This is a genomic window from Streptomyces sp. NPDC042201, from assembly GCF_055582185.1.
On record NZ_JBVJDS010000006.1, the window covers coordinates 61,792 to 79,833 of the forward strand.

The 18,042-nt window shown below is 72.7% G+C and carries 17 protein-coding genes; 4 read left to right on the top strand and 13 right to left on the bottom strand.

Going from position 1 to position 18,042, the window contains the following annotated elements; all coding sequences use genetic code 11:
- Positions 1–90: 90 nt before the first annotated feature.
- Entirely contained in the window at positions 91–531 is a 441-nt protein-coding gene (locus tag ACZ6MZ_RS16180) for a hypothetical protein (RefSeq protein ID WP_469352429.1), read from the top strand.
- Between the two features lie 140 nt (positions 532–671).
- On the opposite strand, the gene ACZ6MZ_RS16185 is transcribed toward ACZ6MZ_RS16180, so the two are convergent.
- The 6 genes from ACZ6MZ_RS16185 to ACZ6MZ_RS16210 all read right to left on the bottom strand — a co-directional run bounded on the left by ACZ6MZ_RS16185 (position 672) and on the right by ACZ6MZ_RS16210 (position 7,455).
- The gene (locus tag ACZ6MZ_RS16185) at positions 672–1,628 is read right to left on the bottom strand and encodes a hypothetical protein (protein WP_384180393.1); all 957 of its coding nucleotides are present in this window, start codon (positions 1,626–1,628) and stop codon (positions 672–674) included.
- A 217-nt stretch (positions 1,629–1,845) separates the two neighbouring features.
- Positions 1,846–3,603 carry a CocE/NonD family hydrolase gene (locus ACZ6MZ_RS16190; RefSeq protein WP_469352432.1) on the bottom strand — a complete coding sequence of 586 codons (1,758 nt, stop codon included), beginning with the start codon at positions 3,601–3,603 and terminating at the stop codon, positions 1,846–1,848.
- An 88-nt stretch (positions 3,604–3,691) separates the two neighbouring features.
- Complete coding sequence (locus ACZ6MZ_RS16195) at positions 3,692–4,582, bottom strand: ABC transporter permease (RefSeq protein ID WP_469352433.1); 891 nt, start codon at positions 4,580–4,582, stop codon at positions 3,692–3,694.
- Positions 4,579–5,307 carry an ABC transporter permease gene (locus ACZ6MZ_RS16200; protein WP_384327289.1) on the bottom strand — a complete coding sequence of 243 codons (729 nt, stop codon included), beginning with the start codon at positions 5,305–5,307 and terminating at the stop codon, positions 4,579–4,581. The genes ACZ6MZ_RS16195 and ACZ6MZ_RS16200 overlap by 4 nt, the downstream gene beginning before the upstream one ends.
- Positions 5,308–5,369: 62 nt before the next feature.
- Complete coding sequence (locus ACZ6MZ_RS16205) at positions 5,370–6,419, bottom strand: ABC transporter substrate-binding protein (RefSeq protein ID WP_389789232.1); 1,050 nt, start codon at positions 6,417–6,419, stop codon at positions 5,370–5,372.
- 172 nt (positions 6,420–6,591) lie between these two features.
- Entirely contained in the window at positions 6,592–7,455 is an 864-nt protein-coding gene (locus ACZ6MZ_RS16210; RefSeq protein ID WP_389789234.1) for an ABC transporter ATP-binding protein, read from the bottom strand.
- A gap of 95 nt (positions 7,456–7,550) precedes the next feature.
- Here ACZ6MZ_RS16210 and ACZ6MZ_RS16215 point away from each other — a divergent pair, with 95 nt between their 5' ends.
- Positions 7,551–8,489: an alpha/beta fold hydrolase gene (locus ACZ6MZ_RS16215; RefSeq protein WP_469352434.1), complete on the top strand. Its 939-nt coding sequence runs from the start codon at positions 7,551–7,553 to the stop codon at positions 8,487–8,489.
- A gap of 150 nt (positions 8,490–8,639) precedes the next feature.
- Entirely contained in the window at positions 8,640–9,371 is a 732-nt protein-coding gene (locus tag ACZ6MZ_RS16220; RefSeq protein WP_384180379.1) for a GntR family transcriptional regulator, read from the top strand.
- Between the two features lie 108 nt (positions 9,372–9,479).
- Here ACZ6MZ_RS16220 and ACZ6MZ_RS16225 read toward each other — a convergent pair whose 3' ends face one another.
- The gene (locus ACZ6MZ_RS16225) at positions 9,480–10,694 is read right to left on the bottom strand and encodes a CaiB/BaiF CoA transferase family protein (RefSeq protein WP_469352437.1); all 1,215 of its coding nucleotides are present in this window, start codon (positions 10,692–10,694) and stop codon (positions 9,480–9,482) included.
- A complete protein-coding gene (locus tag ACZ6MZ_RS16230; RefSeq protein ID WP_469352438.1) occupies positions 10,691–11,683 on the bottom strand; it encodes an MBL fold metallo-hydrolase in 993 nt (330 codons plus the stop codon). Before ACZ6MZ_RS16230 ends, ACZ6MZ_RS16225 begins: the two co-directional genes overlap by 4 nt.
- Positions 11,684–11,863: 180 nt before the next feature.
- Between ACZ6MZ_RS16230 and ACZ6MZ_RS16235 the strand changes: the two genes are divergently transcribed.
- Positions 11,864–12,775: an HpcH/HpaI aldolase/citrate lyase family protein gene (locus ACZ6MZ_RS16235; protein ID WP_469352440.1), complete on the top strand. Its 912-nt coding sequence runs from the start codon at positions 11,864–11,866 to the stop codon at positions 12,773–12,775.
- Positions 12,776–12,808: 33 nt separating this feature from the next.
- Here the strand turns inward: ACZ6MZ_RS16235 and ACZ6MZ_RS16240 are convergent, their stop codons facing one another.
- The 5 genes from ACZ6MZ_RS16240 to ACZ6MZ_RS16260 form a co-directional block, all read right to left on the bottom strand.
- Positions 12,809–13,072: a hypothetical protein gene (locus tag ACZ6MZ_RS16240; RefSeq protein ID WP_384180371.1), complete on the bottom strand. Its 264-nt coding sequence runs from the start codon at positions 13,070–13,072 to the stop codon at positions 12,809–12,811.
- 175 nt (positions 13,073–13,247) lie between these two features.
- Positions 13,248–13,829, bottom strand: a complete 582-nt coding sequence (locus tag ACZ6MZ_RS16245) for a DsbA family protein (protein ID WP_469352443.1) — start codon at positions 13,827–13,829, stop codon at positions 13,248–13,250.
- A gap of 84 nt (positions 13,830–13,913) precedes the next feature.
- Positions 13,914–15,227: a glycosyltransferase gene (locus tag ACZ6MZ_RS16250; protein ID WP_386879306.1), complete on the bottom strand. Its 1,314-nt coding sequence runs from the start codon at positions 15,225–15,227 to the stop codon at positions 13,914–13,916.
- Complete coding sequence (locus ACZ6MZ_RS16255) at positions 15,224–16,579, bottom strand: MFS transporter (RefSeq protein ID WP_469352444.1); 1,356 nt, start codon at positions 16,577–16,579, stop codon at positions 15,224–15,226. Before ACZ6MZ_RS16255 ends, ACZ6MZ_RS16250 begins: the two co-directional genes overlap by 4 nt.
- Entirely contained in the window at positions 16,576–17,934 is a 1,359-nt protein-coding gene (locus tag ACZ6MZ_RS16260) for a glycosyltransferase (RefSeq protein ID WP_469352445.1), read from the bottom strand. The genes ACZ6MZ_RS16255 and ACZ6MZ_RS16260 overlap by 4 nt, the downstream gene beginning before the upstream one ends.
- Between the last annotated feature and the right edge of the window lie 108 nt (positions 17,935–18,042).

The following is an 18,042-nucleotide window of genomic DNA, read 5'->3' on the forward strand; positions in this document are numbered from 1 at the left end:
AGCCCGGGCGGCCGGGGGTGCCCGCCCCGGAGAGCTGGTCCGGGGCGAGTCCGCCGGGCGGGGTGAGTGACGATGCGGGGAGTGGCGCTGATGCCGGATTCGCTGACGCGGCAGGAGATTCTGGCCGCCTGCGCCTATTTCGAGGCGGTCTGGGAGGAGGACGCCGAGGCTCTCGGCGTGCTCATGCGGCGCGGGGACGGTGAGCAGCCGATGCCGCGGCTGGTCGCCGAGTTCGGCAGCGGGATCATTCACGCCCTGGTGTTCGAGGCGGCCGGATTCCATGACGGGATGTCCGGCGCGGAGCGGCAGGCGGCGCAGGAGAAGCTGGTCACCGATCCGGCGGTCCAGGTGTCCCTGCTGCTGGCCGACACCCTCACGGAGCTGTCCTGGTCCGCCGACGCGGAGCAGACCGCCACCATCGCCCGCAGCGTCATCGGCTACCTGACCCGTACCGGCGGCGAGGCCGCGCAGGAACGGGTGCTGCCGCTGATCGGGATCATGCGGGACAAGGCCCTCGGCAAGGCCAATTGACGCTCCGGCGCCCGGCCGGGGCCGGGGTCGGGGTCGGCCTCCCGCCGGGGACGGGGCGGGGGGCCGGCCCGGCGCTCCGGTCCGGGGTGTGGCGGGGTGTGGCGTGGCGGGGTGTGGCGGGGGGCGGGTGTGGCAGGGGGTCAGGGCTGGTAGGGGTTACGGGTGTAACTCAGGCTGAGGGGCCCGGTGTTCGTGAAGTACTGGGCGGTCAGGTAGGCCGGGTCGCCGGCGATGGAGCCGGCCTGGAGGTCGCCGCCGTCGTTCGTGTCGTCCCAGGCCCAGGGGGTGTGGGCGGCGTTGTCCTTGCCGTTGTCCCCGGCGAAGGTCCCCCAGGAGGCGTACGGGGGCTTCGCGTCACGGCGCTCCCACAGGCCGCCGGGGGCGAAGATGTCGATGAGCTGGTAGGACGCGGCACGGTCGTTCCCGCCCGCCGGCACCGTTCCCGTGGTGCGGCTGGGGCGGTAGACGATGCCGTCGCCGCCGGGGAAACCGCCGCCGCTCCAGTTGTTCACGCCATGGCCGCGGGCCTCCTGGAACACGGTGGGGTGCTCGGCGCCGTCATGAGTCTGGGTGAGCAGGGTGCCGTCGACGGACTCGCGGTTGCCCGTGAAGGCACTGCCCGCGGGCACGTAGGCGTAGTAGTTGTCGTGTGACAGGGTGACAGCCGCCTGGAGTGTGCCGTAAGTACTGCCGTCCTTGCTGACGATCTCGAGGACACCCTCCATGTCGTTCTCGTGCGAGAACAGGTTGAGCGGATAGTCCTTCCAGTCACGCGGGTGGTAGAACGCGTAGGTCAGGTACCAGTGGGTGGCGGTCTCGACCACGGAGTAGTAGGCGGTGCCGGTCAGCCGGCCGGCGTTGGCGTCGAGGTTCTCCCAGTTGTTGAGGGTGTTCCAGTCCTCGTCGTAGTCGACCCGTGCGAGGTAGTCGGCGGTGGGATAGGCCGCCGAGGTGTCCTGGTGGTGGACGGGGGCCCAGCGGTAGGCGAGGTCGGCGTCGCTGGGCCCGGCCGCGTGCACCTGGGTGGGTGCGGTGAGCAGTCCGGCGGAGAGCAGGACGGTGAGGAAGGCGGCTCGGGCGGATCGCCGGAGCTTCATGGGGTCTCCCGTGTGCTGGGGCGGGTGTCGGCGTGCGGGCGGCCGCCACTCTGCGTCCGGCGAGTGGCGCACACCCCGCCCCATGATGACGTGGACATGAAGATTTCTGGACTGTTGCGCACGTCAGACACCCGCCGGAGAACCACGGCGGGAACCGGCCGGCCGAGGGCGGACCGGGCTGCCCCGGGAGCGGGCCGGGCCGGGCCGGGCCGGGTGGTCAGGGTGCCGGGATGACCGGGAGCAGCAGGTACGAGGCGTGGGGGGCGCCGGTGTGCACGGTGGTGTGCCCGTCGTAGGTGCCGGCGGGGCGGTCGAGGTCGTCGTTGTGCAGGAACGGGCCACAGCCGGTGAGGTCGTTCTTCAGGTTGGACAGGCGGGCTGCGGGGCCGGGGTGGACGTAGTCGCGGCCGCGTACCTGCAGTGCGATCCGGTAGCCGGCCGGGATGACCAGGCAGGTCGGCAGGATCTCGATGTCGAGTGCGTAGACGGTGCCGGGCTGGAGGGGTTCGGCGCCGTCGTGCGGGTGGTAGGGGCGGTAGGGGGTCGACAGGTCCGGGTCGAGGCGGCGGTGCGAGGCGCGCAGCCAGCCCTGGGCGACCGGGGTGTGGGGGTCCAGTGCGCCCTGGAAGACGACTTCTTCGCCGTCCGGTGCGTAGACGCGCACGACGAGGAAGAGGTCGGCGTCGGTGGTGGAGGAGGAGATGAACAGTTTCGCCGCCAGGGGGCCGGTGATCTCGGTCTGTTCGGGCAGCGGCCCCGTGGTGAACTCCAGGCCGTCGCCGAGCGCGGCGAATTGGGCGGTGCCCGCGGTGGCGGGCTCCGGGGCGGCGAGCGTACCGCCGGTGTGCAGGTGCAGCCGGGTCCAGCGGGTGGCCGGCAGGGGCCAGGCGCTCTCGCCGCGCGGGGTGAAGGTGGCGTCGACGTGCCGGATCTGCAGCTGCACCGGGGGCCGGTCCTCCCAGCCGTTGGGTTCGTCCTTGAGATACCGGTCGAAGAAGCGCCGCTGCAGGGCGACGCCGTAGTCGGTGTAGAACAGCGGCCAGTGGGCGTGACCGTGCATCTCCAGCCACTTGTGGGGGGAGGCCGCGCGCAGGTAGCCCTCGACGTTGCCGCGCAGGTGGAGTCCTTGTCCGCCCCAGTTGCCGCAGCTGAGGACCGGGATGTCGATGGCGTCCCAGTGCGCCGAGCGGTCCCGGTGGTAGCGGTCGTCGAAGGTGTGCGCGGCGATGTCCGCGCCCAGGTCGGTGCGGTTGGCGGCCAGTTCCGCCGGGGTGAGGAGATCATCGCCGCAGATCAGCTGTCCGGTGCTCGGGTTGCGGCCGCCGGCTTCACCGATGCCGTACTGGACGGTCTTGACCTGCATGTCGTACCAGTTGTCCCAGAAGGTGGAGCGGATACCGCCCTGGTGGGAGCCGTCCCGGTAGAAGTCGGCGGCCCCCTCCCAGGGGCAGATCGCATAAAGGTGCGGCGGGCGCAGGGAGGCGACCTGCCACTGGTTCATCGCGTAGTAGGAGATGCCGTTGAGGCCGACCCGCCCGTTGCTCCAGTCGCGGGTGCCGGCCCACTCGATGCAGTCGTGGAAGTCGCGGGTCTCGCGTGGCGAGAACGGGTCGACGCGGCCGGGTGAGCGTCCGGTGCCCCGCGAGTCGACCCGTACGCAGGCGTAGCCGTGCGGCACCCACTTCTCCGGGTCGACGACTTCCCAGTTCTGGTACCGGTTCGAGGTGCCCGCGACCGTGTCGGGGTGGTCCCGGGCCATCGCCTCCCACGCGCTGGGGTAACCGCGGGAGAAGGGCAGGCCCTTGGCGTACGGACCGTAGGTCATGATCACCGGCGCCGGCCCGGCGGTGACCGGACGGAACACGTCCGCGCGCAGCACGGTCCCGTCGTCCATCTCGATCGGTACGTCCCACTCGATGCGCATGCCGTCGGTGATCTCGGTGCGGAACGGCCGCGGGCCGCCGTCGTCGGGCATTTTTCCTGGGCTCCTTGGCTCTGGACTCTGGGGTTCTGGGCTCTTCTGGGGCGGGGGCGGGGCCGGTTGGGCGGTTGGTGGGTCAGGGTCAGCGGTTGACGTGCAGGTGCCAGGGGGCCAGCCGGTGCAGGGCGCTCTGGGTGCCGCTGCGCGCGGCAATGCCGAGCGCGGCCAGGGCGAGGACTGCGACGAACGCGGTGTTCTGCTCGAAGGAGTGGGCGTTGGTGAGGATGAACGTGCCCAGTCCCGGCAGGCTGGCGAGGAATTCCACCGCCACCGCGCCGACCAGGGCCCGGCCCACCGCCACCTGCACGCCGGCGATGACGAACGGCAGCGTCGAGGGCAGCAGCACGTCCACTACCACCCGGGGGCGGGACAGCCGCAGTATCTGGGCGAGTTCACCCAATTGGACCGGCACATTGCGGGCTCCGTCGCCGGTGCTCACCGCGCACGGCAGGAACGCCGACAGGGCGATCACCGCCAGCCGGGTCTGGCTGGAGTAACCGAGCCAGATCGTCGCCATCGGGACGATCGCGAGCATCGGCATCGCGTACAGGCCGCTGAGATACGGGGAGGTCAGATGCCGCAGCCACGGCACCCGCCCGATACCGAGGCCGAGCGCCGTACCGGCGGTACAGCCGAGGAGCAGGCCGAGTGCCACCCCGCCGAGTGTCTCGCCCACGGCGGTGCGGAACTCCGGGGAGGTCAGCGTCGGCCACGCCGCGCCGGCCACACCGGAGGGGGTGGGCAGGTAGGCGGGCAGCCACAGCCGCACCGCGCTCTCCCAGACGACGATGACGAAGGCCGCGACGGCCAGCTTGCCGAGGACACCGGCCACCCGGCCGGTCCGCCGTACACCGGACGCGGACGCGGTCGGGGGTGTGGGCGGGGGTGTGGTGCGGGCGGGGTCCTGGGCGGCCCCCGCGGACGGGCCGGGTACGGGGGACGCGGGGGGCTGGGGGGCCGGGTGGGCCGTCATGCCTGCACCGCCCGCCACCGCGCGAAGTGGCGTTCGACCGCCCGGCCGCAGCCCATCAGGGCCACGGCCAGCACCGACACGAGCACGGTCAGGCCGAGCACGGTGGCCGTGTCGAACTGGGTGCCGGCGGCCAGCAGCAGTCCGCCGATGCCGCTGGCGTTGAGGAAGAACTCGGCGGCGAGGGTGCCGACGAAGGCCATCGCGATGCCCTGGCGCACGCCGGTCATCGCGTACGGCACGGTGTGGGGCAGCAGCAGGTCCTTCCAGATCCGCCATTCGCTGCTGCGGAAGGTACGGGTGACCTCCAGCAAGGTGGCCGGTACACGGTGCGCTCCTTCCGCGGTGTTGACCACGATCGGGAAGACCGCGGTCAGGAACACCACCAGGGTCTTGGCCGGCAGGCCGAAGCCGAACGCCGACAGGATCAGGGGGGCCAGCGCGACGATCGGGACGGACTGGAGCGCGAACAGCAGCCAGTCGGTACTGGCGCGCAGCAGCCGGGCCCGGGAGAGCAGCAGGCCGGATCCGACGCCGGCGACGATCGCCAGGGCGAGTCCGACGACGAGCAGTCTGCCCGAGGAGAGCAGGGCGGCCGGCAGGGAACCGTCCCGGGTCAGGGTGAGCAGGGCCTCGGCCGACCGGCCGGGCGTGGCGAACAGGACGGGGTCGTGCCGGCCGGCCAGCTGCCACAGGCCGAGCCCGGCCAGCAGGCCGGCCGCCGACACGGCCGGCGGCCGCAGTCGGGCGCCGGTTCCTTGCCGGGGCGCCCGCGGCCGGGGTACTCGCATCACTTGCCCGTCGCGTCGGCGAACACCGAGGGGTCCACCATCTGCTCGTAGGTGGGCGCCTTGGCCTTGGGTACGTTGCCCGCGGCGACCGCGCCGTCGATCGTGTGCTGGATGGCGGCCCGGTCCAGGCCGTCGCCCTGCTTCGCCCAGACGCCGAGCGAGAGGAACTTCGGCAGCGCCGCCTCGGTCACGCTCGCGGGTTCCTTGGTGACGGCGGCGGCCTGGGCGGCGACCTGCTTGGTGTGGGCCGGGTCGTACATGTAGGCGATGGTTTCGCGTACGGCAGCGATCACCTTGACCCAGGTGTCCCGGGCGGGGCCGCTGAGCTGGTCCTTGGGGGCGACGAGGACCGTGTAGTGCTGCAGCGGGTCGACGCCGGCCAGGGTCATGACTTCGCTGACGGGGGTGGTGGGGGCGATCTTCTCCTGCACGGTGGCGAGTTCGTCGGGGTGCAGGACGGCCAGCTCGACCTGGCCGGCCACCAGCGCGTCGACCGTGGGCGGGCCGCCCACGTTGATCGTGCTGACGTCGTTCTTGCCGAGGCCGCAGCTGGCGAGCATGGCGGCCAGGCCGAGGGCCTTCGGCGCGCCGACCGCGTCGACCGCGACGGTCTTGCCCTTCACATCGGCGCAGCTGGTGACGCCCGGGTCGGTGCTGGCCAGCAGGTAGGTGGGCTTGGGAAAGCCCATGAGTGAGACGACGGAGCCGCCGCTGGCGCGCAGGGCGACCGCGCCGGGCGTGCCGATGATGCCGCCCTGGATCTCGCCGCTCTGTACCGCGCGGCCGACGTCGGCGCCGGTGGTCAGCGGGCGCAGGGTGACGTCGAGGCCGCGGTCGGCGAAGAATCCCTCTTCCTTGGCGACGTACATCACGGTGTTGAGGAAGATCGGCGGGATGCCGGGCACGCCGATGGTGATCTTCTCGGGTCCGCCGGACGTGGCGCTGCCGGCGGACTGCGAGCCGTTGTCGCCGCAGCCGGCGAGGGCGGTGATGAGCGCGAGGAGTGTGGCCACCCCGACCAGGGCGGGTCTGCGCCGCGAAATCGTCATGCGAACTGCTCCTTCTGCTGCCGCGCGGAGGGCACGGCAGGGTGGCGGTGGGTGAGCGGGGCGGGGGGCGGTGTGACGGTGTGACGGTGGCGGTGTGCCGGTGGGGCGGGCGGTGTGATGGTGGGGCCGTTGTGCCGGCGGGGCGGTGTGGTGGGGCGGTGTGGTGGGGCGGTCAGTCCGTCGGGCCGGCGTTCATGATCAGGGACCAGACCCGCTCGCGGATGGCGAGGAACTCCGGGGTGGCCGGCACGGACCGGTCGCGGGGCTGCGGGAGCGGCACGTCGATCAGCTCGGCGACACCGCTGGGCCGGCCGTTGAGCACGGCGACCCGGTCCCCGAACAGAACGGCCTCGTCGATCGAGTGGGTGACGAACAGCATCGTCACGGGGTGGTCCTGCCAGATCCGCAGCAGTTCGAACTGCAGGACCTCCCGGGTCTGGGCGTCCAGCGCGCCGAACGGCTCGTCCATGAGCAGCAGCCGGGGCCGTACGGCCAGGGCCCGGGCCAGGCCGGTGCGCTGCTGCATGCCGCCGGACAGCTGATGGGGGTAGGACTTCTCGAAGCCGGACAGGCCGACGAGGGTGATCAGCTCCCGGGCCCGCTCCAGCGCGGCTTTCTTCGCGATGCCGCGCACACGCAGGGCGTAGGCGACATTCGCCTCGACGGTCTTCCACGGGAAGAGACCGAAGTGCTGGAAGACCATCGCCACGCCGTCCGGGGTGCCGGTCACCGCCTGCCCGTCGATACGGACCACACCCTCGGCCGGCCGGATCAGCCCGGCCACCGCCCGCAGCAGTGTGGTCTTGCCGCAGCCGGACGGCCCGACGATGGACAGGACCTCTCCCGCACCGATGGCCAGGCTGATGTCCTGGGATACCGTGCGGTCACCGAAGCGCATGGTCAGCCCGTCGAGCGTGACCGTCGCGCCGTTGTGGGCGCCGGCCGGTGCGGCCGTGGCCGCCGCCCCCTGCGCATTGCCCGCGGGGTCGCGCCGCGCGTCGCCCGCACTGTGCCGCACGGATTTGATCGTGGTCATACCGGGGATTCTGGGGCTAGGATGCCTGACATGCAATAGCCATACTTCAGAAACAGAAAAATGCATGATCCTGGTGTGAGGTGCCTATGACTGCGATGACGACGCCCCTCCTGCTTCTGCACACCTGGGGCGGCGACGCCGGGACCTGGGCGCCGGCCCTGCCGTATCTGCGGGCCGGCGGCAGGCCCGTATCGGCGCCGGACCTGCCGGGCCACGGCGTCCGCGCCGCCGAGCCGTTCACCCTGGCCGGCGCCGTGTCGGCGGCCGCGGCGGCCCGCGACCGGCTGCTGTCCCGCACCACGCAAGAGGACGTAGAAGGGGACGAGGGCGTGGAGGGCGTGGAGGAGGGCGGCGCCGTTGCCGGCCGGCCGGGCGGCGGGGTGGACGTCGTCGGCTCCGGCCTGGGCGCCCTCGTCGCGCTCGCCCTCACCCTCGACCGGCCGTCCCGGGTGCGCTCGCTGACCCTCGCCGGGTTCCCCCCGGCCACCGGGCCCGCCGCGGCCGGCCGGCTCGCACACACCGAAGCCGCGCTCCGCCGCGACGGCACCGCCCTGTTCGCCCGGGGCTACACCGACAGCACTCTCCTGAGCACCGATCCCGCCCGCCGTGACCTGCTGTACCGGTCGATGGCGGCGACCCGCCCGGACACCCTGCTCAACTCCCTGCGCGTGACGCTCGGCTGGGCCGGCCACGCGCCGCCCCGGCCCCTCGGCCTGCCCTGCCGGGTGCTGCGCGGCGCGCACGACGACCGGATCAGCGCCGGCGCGGCGGCCGCCCTGGCCGGGCAGCTCGGCGGCGCGGCGGCCGAGGTGCCCGGCGCGGGCCACCTCGCCTACCTGGACGAGCCCGGTGCCTTCGCCGCCGTACTCGCGGCCTTCCACCGCACCCTCGAACCGGCGCCCCCTCCAGAACCGCCGCTGCCTCCGGGGCCGCTTCCGGGGCCGCCGCTTCCGGTGCCGCCGCCGTCCGGACGGGACGGCGGTCCCGGGTGGGGCTCCCGCCGTGTGCCGGGCCTGTCCGGGAGCGGTGCGTGATGGCCGTCACCGGAGCGGTCCCCCGCCGCCCGTCCCGCCCGGCCGCCCGCGCCAACTGCCCGTATGACCGCGATCCGTTCCGCCGGTGCGACACTCATCAGGCCCGCCGACCCGACGCTCCCCGAGCGCTGACCCGTTAAGGACATGCCCATGCCGCCGCCGGCCCGCCGACTCTCCTCCGCCGCGACTGACGGCGTCGCAGCGAAGGGGGCGAAACCGCTGACCAAGCGCGACCGCATCGCCATCGAGCTGCGGCGGATGATCAGCGAGGGGGAACTGCCCCGGGGCAGCCGCATCCAACAGGACGTGCTCGCCGCGATGTTCGACACCAGCATCACCCCGGTCCGCGAGGCGCTGCGCCTGCTGGAGGCCGAGGGCGTGCTGGTCGGCGAGCCGCACAAGGGCGTGCGGGTCGCCGACGCCGACTACGAGCAGGTCAAGACCGTCTACCTGCTGCGCCGCCTGGTGGAGCCGTACGCGATGCAGCGGGCCGCCCGGCGGCTCTCACCGCTCGACATCGACCTCGCGGAACGGCTGGTCACCCAGATGGAACAGGCCGCGGCCGAGGGGGACCGGGCCCGGCTGAACGCCACGAACCGGCAGTTCCACTTCCTCTTCTACGCCAAGTGCGGCAACGACGGGCTGACCGACGAGATCGACCAGCTGTGGCAGAAGTTCCCCTGGGACGTGCTGCAGGTGCTCCACGACCGGGCCGACGAGACCTCCAACGAACACCGGGCGATGCTGGCCGCGGCCCGGCTCGGCGACGGCGACGCACTGGCCAAGGCGACGGAGTGGCACCTCGCCCGCAGCTTCCTGGCACTGGGCAGGCACCTGACCGGGCAGCCGATCACCGACCCCTTCGACGTCGACAACGACTGACCCCCCAGGTCCGGGCCCGGCCCGGACCGGCCTGATGCCTGCCCCACCGCCCGGCGGACGGCGGCGGGGCAGTGGGCGGTTGACAGTGGGCGGTTGGGGGGCGGGGGGTCAGCGGGCCGGTGCGGTGGAGGGCGGGGTGCCGGATTCCGCGGGCGGCTCCAGTACGCCGGCCATCTCGCCCTCGGACAGGCCCAGTTCACGCAGCACCTGCGCGGTGTGCTCGCCCAGCCCCGGCACCCGTCGGCCGCCGGGCGGCTCCGGGTCACGGTGCAGCGCGGAGGTGACCACCCGTACCGTACGCCCGTCCGGCAGCGTCGCCTGCGACCAGCGTCCGGTCGCCTCGGCCTGCGGGTGGGCCAGTACATCGGTGATCTGGTTCAGCCGCGCGTAGGGGACGTCCGCCCGTTCCAGGCGGTCGGTGACCTCGGCGGTGGACAGGGTGATCAGCCGTGCCTGCACGGCCCGTTCGGTGCGCTCGCGGTGCCGCACCCGGGCACTGTTCGACGCGAACGCGGGATCCTCCAGCAGCGCCGGGGCCCGGAGCACGGTACGGCACAGCCGGCTCCACTGGCCCTCGTTCTGCACCGCGATCAGGACGTCCTTGCCGTCGGCCGTCGTGTACGGCCCGTAGGGGGCGATGCTGGCGTGCCGCAGTCCGGCCGGCCTGGGCGCCGAGCCCGAGTGCATCTCGGCCAGCAGGAGCGGGCTCATCCACTCCAGCAGCACGTCGAACAGGGCCACGTCGATGCGCCGGCCCAGGCCGGTCCGCTCCCGCGCGTACAGGGCGGCGGTGACGGCGGTCAGCGCGTACGTCCCGCCGGCCAGATCGGCCAGCGACACCCCGGGCTTGGCCGGCGTCTCGGGCGTACCGGTCGCGGTGATCGTGCCGGCCTCGCCCTGCACCAGCGCGTCGTACGCCTTGCGCGCGGCGTAGGGGCCGGAGGTCCCGTACCCGGACAGGTAGCAGCGCACCAGGCGCGGGTTGAGCGCGGCCAGTTCCTCGTCGGTGACGATCCGGTGCAGGGCGCCCGGGGCGAGGTTGCACACCAGCACGTCCGCCTCGCGCAGCAGCCGGCGCAGCACGTGGCGTCCCGGTTCGCTCTTCAGGTCGAGTACGACGCTGCGCTTGCCGCGGTTGAGCCAGACGAAGTGGCTGGCCTGGCCGTGGACGCTCTCGTCGTAGCCGCGGGCGAAGTCCCCGCCTCCGGGCCGCTCGATCTTGATCACTTCGGCGCCGAGGTCGGCGAGGTGGCGGGTGCACAGGGGGGCGGCGACGGCCTGTTCGACCGCGATGACCCTGATGCCCCGCAGGTCCGCGGTCACCGGCCGAAGTGCAGCACGGTGCCCACCGAGGGCTGCACGTAGTGCGCGGACAGGTCGTGGGCCAGTCGCGCGTGGGTACGCAGTCCGCTGCAGTGCATCGGCATGACCGTGGCGACCTCGAGTTCGGCGAGCGCGGCCGAGGTCAGGCCGACGTTCTCGGCGGGGGTGGTGGGGAAGCCGAGGTGGAAGCCGCCCATCACCGCCCGGACCGGCTTGGGTCCGCACACCGCGCGGGCCTGGGCGATCGTGTTGATGACGCCGGCGTGCGCGCAGCCGGTCAGGATCACCAGCCCGACGTCGCGTACGTCCACCACGAGGCCCATCTCGTCCATGACGTCGTCCCGGCGCAGCCTGCCCTGGGCGGAGACCTGGTAGAGGCCGGGGTCGCCGGGTGTGAAGCCGGGTGCGGCGCCTGCTTCGAAGGCGACCGTGCGGGGGATCTCCCCGGTGGTGTGGACGCCCCAGCCGAGGTCGAGGGAGTCGCGGGTCAGTACGGGTACGCCGCCGGACCGCTCGACCTCGCCGAAACCGAAGGCGGCGTTGTAGACCGGTGAGGTGCGGCCGTCGGCCATGACGGCGTAGCGCGGCAGTTCGGCGTCCGCGTGTGTGGCGACCGGGATACGGCGCCCGGCCAGGCTGAGGAAGCGGTGGATGCCGCCGAAGTGGTCGGGGTGGCCGTGGCTGATCACGACGTGGTCGATGGTGGCGGGGTCGACGCCGAGGGCCCGCATGTTGTGTTCGAGGACCGTGCCGGTCAGGCCGACGTCGAACAGGACACGCAGGGTGTGGCGGCCGCGGACCGCTTCGACGAGGAAGCTGATGCCGTTCTCCGCCTGGGGCGGGACGCGTTTGGGGTCGAAGTGCTCGATCAGCCCGTACCGGCTGACGCAGTGGTCGTCCGCGCCGGCGGGGCTGGCCTGGTCGGGCAGCAGCATGTCCACCTGGTTTTCGACCAGCACGGTAATCGTGACGCTGTCGGCGTCGAACACGCTGCGGTCCTCTCCTCGTCGCACGGGCGGGACGGCCGCGCCTCCGCGCCCCTGTCACAGGCCGGGAGCGTGGCGGGGCCGGTCCCGTACGGCACCCCAACCCGAAGTATCTCGACTGGTAAGCTACATCACCACATTAGAAAATGCATCATCCGATTCTTTATATGTGAGGAGTGGTCGGTGCCCCCGCTGCCGCCCCGTTCGCACCTCTACGTTCCCGCCGACCAGCCCCGCTTTCTGCGCGGCGCCACGCGCAGCGACGCCGACGCGCTCATCCTCGATCTCGAGGACGCCGTCGCGCCGGGGCACAAGGACGAGGCCCGCGCCGCCGCTGTCGCCTTCGCCCTCGCCCGCCGCACCGGCGGCCCCGAACTCTGGGTACGGATCAACACCGGCCCGCGCGGGCTCGACGACGCCCGCGCCCTGCTCGCCACCGGCCGGATCGACGGCCTCTGGATTCCCAAGGCGGCCGCCGGCGCGGATCTCGACGCGCTCACCGCCGCTGTTTCCGCCGCGGCCGCTTCCGCCGCCGCTGTGTCCGCCGCCGTCTCGGGTGCCGCCCCGGCCGTCGCTTCGGGCGCGGTCCCGGCCGTCGCGCTGGGGCTGCTCGTCGAAAGCGCCGCCGGGCTGCTCACCCTCGGCGCCACCGCCCCCCACCCCGCGGTGCGCCGCGTCCAGCTCGGCGAGGTCGACCTGCGCGCGGACCTGCGCATGCCGCCCGACCCCGGCGACCACCTGCTCGACTGGGCCCGCGGCCTGACCGTCACGCACGCCGTCGCCCACCGGCTCGACAGCGCCGTCGCACCCGTCTGCGTCCACACCGCCGACCACGCCGCATTCCGCGCGTCGAGCCTGCACCTGCGCGCCCTCGGCTTCCAGGGCCGCGCCTGCATCCACCCCGACCAGGTCACCATCGCCAACGAGGTGTTCGGCACCGACCCCGCCGAACTCGCCGACGCACACGCCCTGCTCGACCTCTTCGAACATCACCAGCGGCGCGGCAGCGGCGCGTTCCGCGACGGACACGGCGCCATGGTCGACGCGGCGACCGTACGCAGGGCCCGGGACCTCACCGGACGCACCACAGCCTGAGCACACCCGGCCGGGTGTGCTCAGCCGCCCGGTTCATCCCGTGCGGCCGCTGCCGGACCTCACACGCAGGGCCGCGCCGTGACGCCACAGCCGGAAGAACGTCACCGACAGCAGAACGGTGAAGACGCCCATGATGAGCAGGGCGATCCACATCTGCCGGCTCCCCGGGCTCTTCCCCGCCTCCAGGAGCAGACCCAGAGCCCACAGCGCGACGCCCCCCGCGTACAGCGAACGGACACGGCGCAGCTGCCGCACGGCCCGCGGGAGCAGGGGGTAGAGCTTCTTGTGCGATGCCATGGACGCCGTCTACCCCGGCCGGGGGCTTCGCACCGGACCGGACCGGACCCGGGGCGGGCCGGGCTCGGGGCGGGCCGGGCTCGGGGCGGGCCGGGCTCGGGGCGGGCCGGGCTCGGGGCGGGCCGGGCTCGGGGCGGGCCGGGCTCGGCTGGGCTGGGCTGGGCGGGGTGGTGGTTCAGGTCCTGGCCCGCTTCAGTTCGCTGAAGGCGGTGATGGTGGAGAGCGCGGCCATGCTGTCGTAGAGGCGGGCCGCGTCCTCGCCCGCGGGGACGGCGGTGAGGATCGGTCCGAAGAAGCCGGCGCTGTCGCCGAAGGCGGTCAGCGGAGAGCCCGACTCCTGGCCGGCGCGGGCCTGCCCTTCCTCGTGGCTGGCCCGTACGGCCGCGTCCCGGGCCGGGTCGTCGGCGGCCCCGGCCAGCCCGGCGGGCAGTGCGGCGGCGGTCACCGCGTCGGCGATGGTCCCGGTGTCGTAGCGGCCGCCCCGGTCGTGGACGCGTATGCCCAGTTCGGTGTAGAGCGCCTCGACCGCGTCGTTGCCGTGGCGTTCGGCCGCCGCCGCCAGGACGCGCAGCACGCGTACTCCGGCGTGCTGGCCCTCCCGGTGCTGGTCCGGGACGTCGCGGGCCTCGTTCAGTACGGCCAGGCTCATCAGCCGCCAGGTCACCTTCTCGCCCCGGGCCCGCGCCTCGGTGCGCAGCCAGCGCGAGGTGCGCCAGGTGAAGGGGCAGGTGGGGTCGAACCACATCGTCACACTCATGGGGGGTGCCTCGTCTCTTCTCACCGGCCGGTCAACAGCCGGTGCATCAGGGGGTGTCAGGGGGAAGGGGGGCGGGGGCGGGGGTCAGGGGGTGTTTTTGCCGGTGTCCGGGGTGCCGGTGAAGGCGGCCGTCTGGCGTTGTACGCCGGGACGGGACAGGTAGCGCTCTTCGACCGTGGCGCGCGCGGCCGTGCTCCAGCGGGAGCGTCCCGCCTCGTCCGTCAGTGAGCGGCGCACCGTGTCGGCCCAGGGTCCTTCGCCCTCGGTGTAGGGGGCGAGGAGGCCGTTGACGCCGTCGTGGATCTGCGCGCTGATGCCGTCGACATCGGCGCCGACGACGACGGCGCGTTTCCACATGGCCTCGGCGACGGTCAGGCCGAAGCTTTCCCGGCTGCTGTTCTGCACCACCGTGCGGGCCTGCCTGCGCAGCACGTTGAGGGCGAGGTCCTCACCGGTGCGCTGTACCGGGCCGAACCGCCAGATGTGCACCCGTTCGCGTACCGGGCTGTCCAGTTCCTGGCGGGCGCGCATGAGGTCCTGCCACACCCGGCGGTTGACGGGGTAGTTCTGCCGGTCGTCGATGTGCGGGCCGACCAGGACGAGTTCGGTGTCCGGATCGTCCTCGGCGAGGCGGGCGAAGGCCCGGACGACTCCGAGCTGTCCCTTGAGGGGATCCCAGCGCGACACCTGCAGGACGAAGGGGGAGCCGGGGGCGCGCAGGCCGCCGGTGCCGAAGTCGTCGAGGGTGATACGGGCGTCCTGCTCGCCGGTGTCCTGTGCCAGGCAGGTGCCGCGGGCGGCATGGAGGTCGGACCACAGGGCCTCGTACGTCTCCTCCGGCAGATCCCGGTTCTTCCATGACCGTGGATCGATACCCGGGGGGACGACGATGATGCGGCTGTCGTCCTGCCATCCCGGCCAGATCAGGCTGTGGTGGGAGAACAGCAGATGGTCCACGACGTCGAGTTGGGGGCGCAGGAAGGTGATCGCGTCCTGGTCGATCGTCTCCAGGTCTTCGGAGCCGACGTGGCAGCGCCAGGCGATCTTCGGTGTCACCGGCCGGATCGCGGTGGCCAGGGTGAGGACCATCGGATCGTGCAGGACGACGACGTCCGCCTCGCGTGCCGCCGCCACGACCGCTTCGGTGTTGGCGGCGAGGAACCGGCTGACACCCGAGCGCACCTGGTCCGCGGGGAAATCACCGGCCGGCACCCCGTAGAGGGCGTTGTGCAGGACGAACGCGGCGTCGTGTGCCTCGTCCAGGTCGCTCGCCGCGACCCAGCGGGTCTGCCATCCCAGCTCGGTGAGGTAGGGCAGTTCACTGCGGACGACTTCGCTGACACCGCCCAGTTTGCTGGTGGTGCTGACATGGAGGATGCGGGGTCCGCCCTGGTTCATAGGTCACTTCTCTTCGCCTCGGAGTACAGGACACGTGCCGGGAAGGCCTTCTCGCAGGCGACGAAGCCCAGCCCGCCGATGCCGATGAGCGCGCCCAGGACCAGCCACAGGACCAGGCTGTTCCACTGCAGGAGCGCGCCGACGACGGCCGGCCCCGCGATGTTGGAGATGGTCCACGACATCTGGAAGACCGATGAGTATCTGCCGCGCAGGGCCACCGGCGCCGCTTCCATCGACAGGGCCTGGGCGGGCGGCCCGGCCGACATCTCACCGAGGGAGAACAGCATGATGCCCGCTGCGGTGAGCACCAGCGCGACCGTCCGGGGAGCACTGTGGGCGCCGGCGAACACGGTGAAGGCCAGCAGGAATGCACAGGCCCCCACCAGTACCGCGCGGGTGCGCCGCAGCGGGACCAGGGCGCGGGCCACGGTGGTCTGGAGCAGCACGGTCATGGCGGTGTTCACCGCGAACGCGATGGAAGGCACCCAGGGCGGCAGGTCCAGGGTGTCGACGAGGTAGACGGGCAGGACAACGCTGGGCAGCAGCCAGGCGAACGTCAGAGCGGTGTGGGCGGCGGTCATCGCGACGTACGGACGGTCGCTGAGCACCGCCCGCCACCCCACCGGCCCACCAGCACCGCTCCCGCCATCGCCTCCGCCGGTGCTGGTGGCTTCGGTGGTGGTGGTGGGGGCGGGGGTGGTGGCGTCGCCGGTGCTGGTGCTGGTGCTGGTGCTGGTGGGGTCGGTCGGGGGTGGGGCCTGGGGGTTCATGCGCAGCCGGAAGAACACCGCGGCCGACAGGAAGGAGGCCAGTACGGCCGCGACGAGGATGGCGCGCAGCGTGCCGACGTCACCGACCGCCAGGGCGAGGGCGGCGGCGGCCGCGCCGAGGCCGAGCGCGCCGCTCTTGAAGGCGTTGACGACGGCGAACCAGCGGTCCAGCGTCTCGCCCTCGGCGACCTGTTCGGCCACGAACACCGGCCAGCCGACCCAGTACAGGCGCTGGGAAAGGGAGATGAACGCCACCGCGGCGACCAGCTGGGGCCAGCCGTGGATGTCGATCAGCCCGAGGTAGCCCAGGCCGCAGCAGAAGTTCGCCCACACGATGGTGCGCTGCGGGCCCCAGCGGTCGGCCACGCTGCCCGCGACCGGGTTGAGCACCAGGGCGATGAGACCGCCGCCGGTCAGGATGAGACCGATCTGCGCGACCGGCAGGTCGGTGCTGAGCCGGAGATAGAGGAAGGTGAGCGGGTAGAACGCTCCGGCGGCGATCGTGTCGACGAGCAGGACACCGAGCATGATCTTCCGCTGGGGGGTGGCGGCCAGCGGTGTCCGGGTGGCGGTCGCGCTCACAGCGGCCCGGTGCTGTCGGTGAAGGCGACCCGTACCGAGCCGCCGATCCGGCAGGCCTCGGTCAGCACGTCGGCCGACCAGCGCTCCCACAGTCCGCGCAGCCGGGAGGTGATCACGACGAGGTCGGCGCAGCCCGCTTCCAGGACGGTGCGCAGGCCGATGGCGTGCAGGACGGCCGTACCGTTCCCGGCCGGGATACCGGCCAGCAGCCGTTCGTCGAAGTCGAGCAGCGTGTACGTCACGCCGTCGGCGGGAGGCGGCCGGTGGCCGCCGGCGCCCATGACCACCACGCGGGAGGCCCGCCCGCCGTCCGGCAGCGGGCCGGCCGCCAGCCGGGCCACCTCCCCGCTCACGTCACTGTCGTGGCAGCGGTCCCTCCACTCCAGCAGCCGCTGGTATTCGTACTCCAGCGGCGGGTCGTAGTGATTGCGGGAATACATCGCCCCGTACAGCTCCATGACCGGTTCGGGGTGCTTCTCCCACAGCAGCCAGGAGTTGGCGCAGTTGCTGCTGCGGTTACCGTCCAGATCACGGTCGTGGGGGCTCTCCAGGGCCCACGCCTGGCGTGAGAGGACGATGGGCAGGCCCCGCTCATGGACCCGGAAGCCGAACTCGAGGTCTTCCCCGCCCCAGGAGCGGAAGTCCTCGTGGAAGCCGCCGACGGCATGGAAGTCGGCGGCCGGCAGGGACATGTTCAGCGCCCATACGTTCATCCACGGAGCGGCGAGCCGGCCGAGGTCGAAGCCCGCCTTCTCCAGATCGGCATGGCGCAGGTCCCGGAACTCGCTCTGGTGGGAGTACCTGCGCACCACGTCCTCCGGGTCGCTGCCGGCCAGCGCGTCGGCGAGTCCCGGGAAGGGCTGGTAGGGGTTGTAGCCGTAGGTGTAGCCCAGTACGAGCCGGCCGCCCGTGGGGCCCTCCGGGTCCGGGGCCCGGTCCTGGGCCTCGTCCGGTCCCTGGGCCTGGTCCGGGTCCTGGTCCTGCTGGTCCGGGTCCTGGCCCTGGTCCGGGTCCTGGCCCTGGTCCTGCTGGTCCGGGTCCTGGTGTGCCGCAAGGTGCGCGGTGAGGAAGTCGGGGCCGATCAGGGCGCCGGTGTCCAGGAAGACCAGGAGCGGGGCGGTGGCCAGCCGGGCGCCGGCGTTGCGGGCGGCAGCGGCCCGGAAGCCCAGGTCTTCCTGGGTGTGATAGCCGATCCTCAGCTTGCCGGAGAACGACGCGACCACCTCGGCGGTGTGGTCACAGGACCCGTCGTCGGCGACGACGACTTCGAACCGTTCCGGCGCGAGACGCTGCCGGGTGAGCCCCTCGAGCTGCCGGCGCAGGAGCTCGGCCCGGTTGTAGGTCGGTATCACCACGCAAACCTGCGGGTCGGGCGGGTGTGTCATCAAAGTCCTTCGGTGGAGGGCGAGATGGAAAGCGAGGCGGGGGCGAAGTGGGGGCGAGATGGGGGGCGAGGGCGAGAT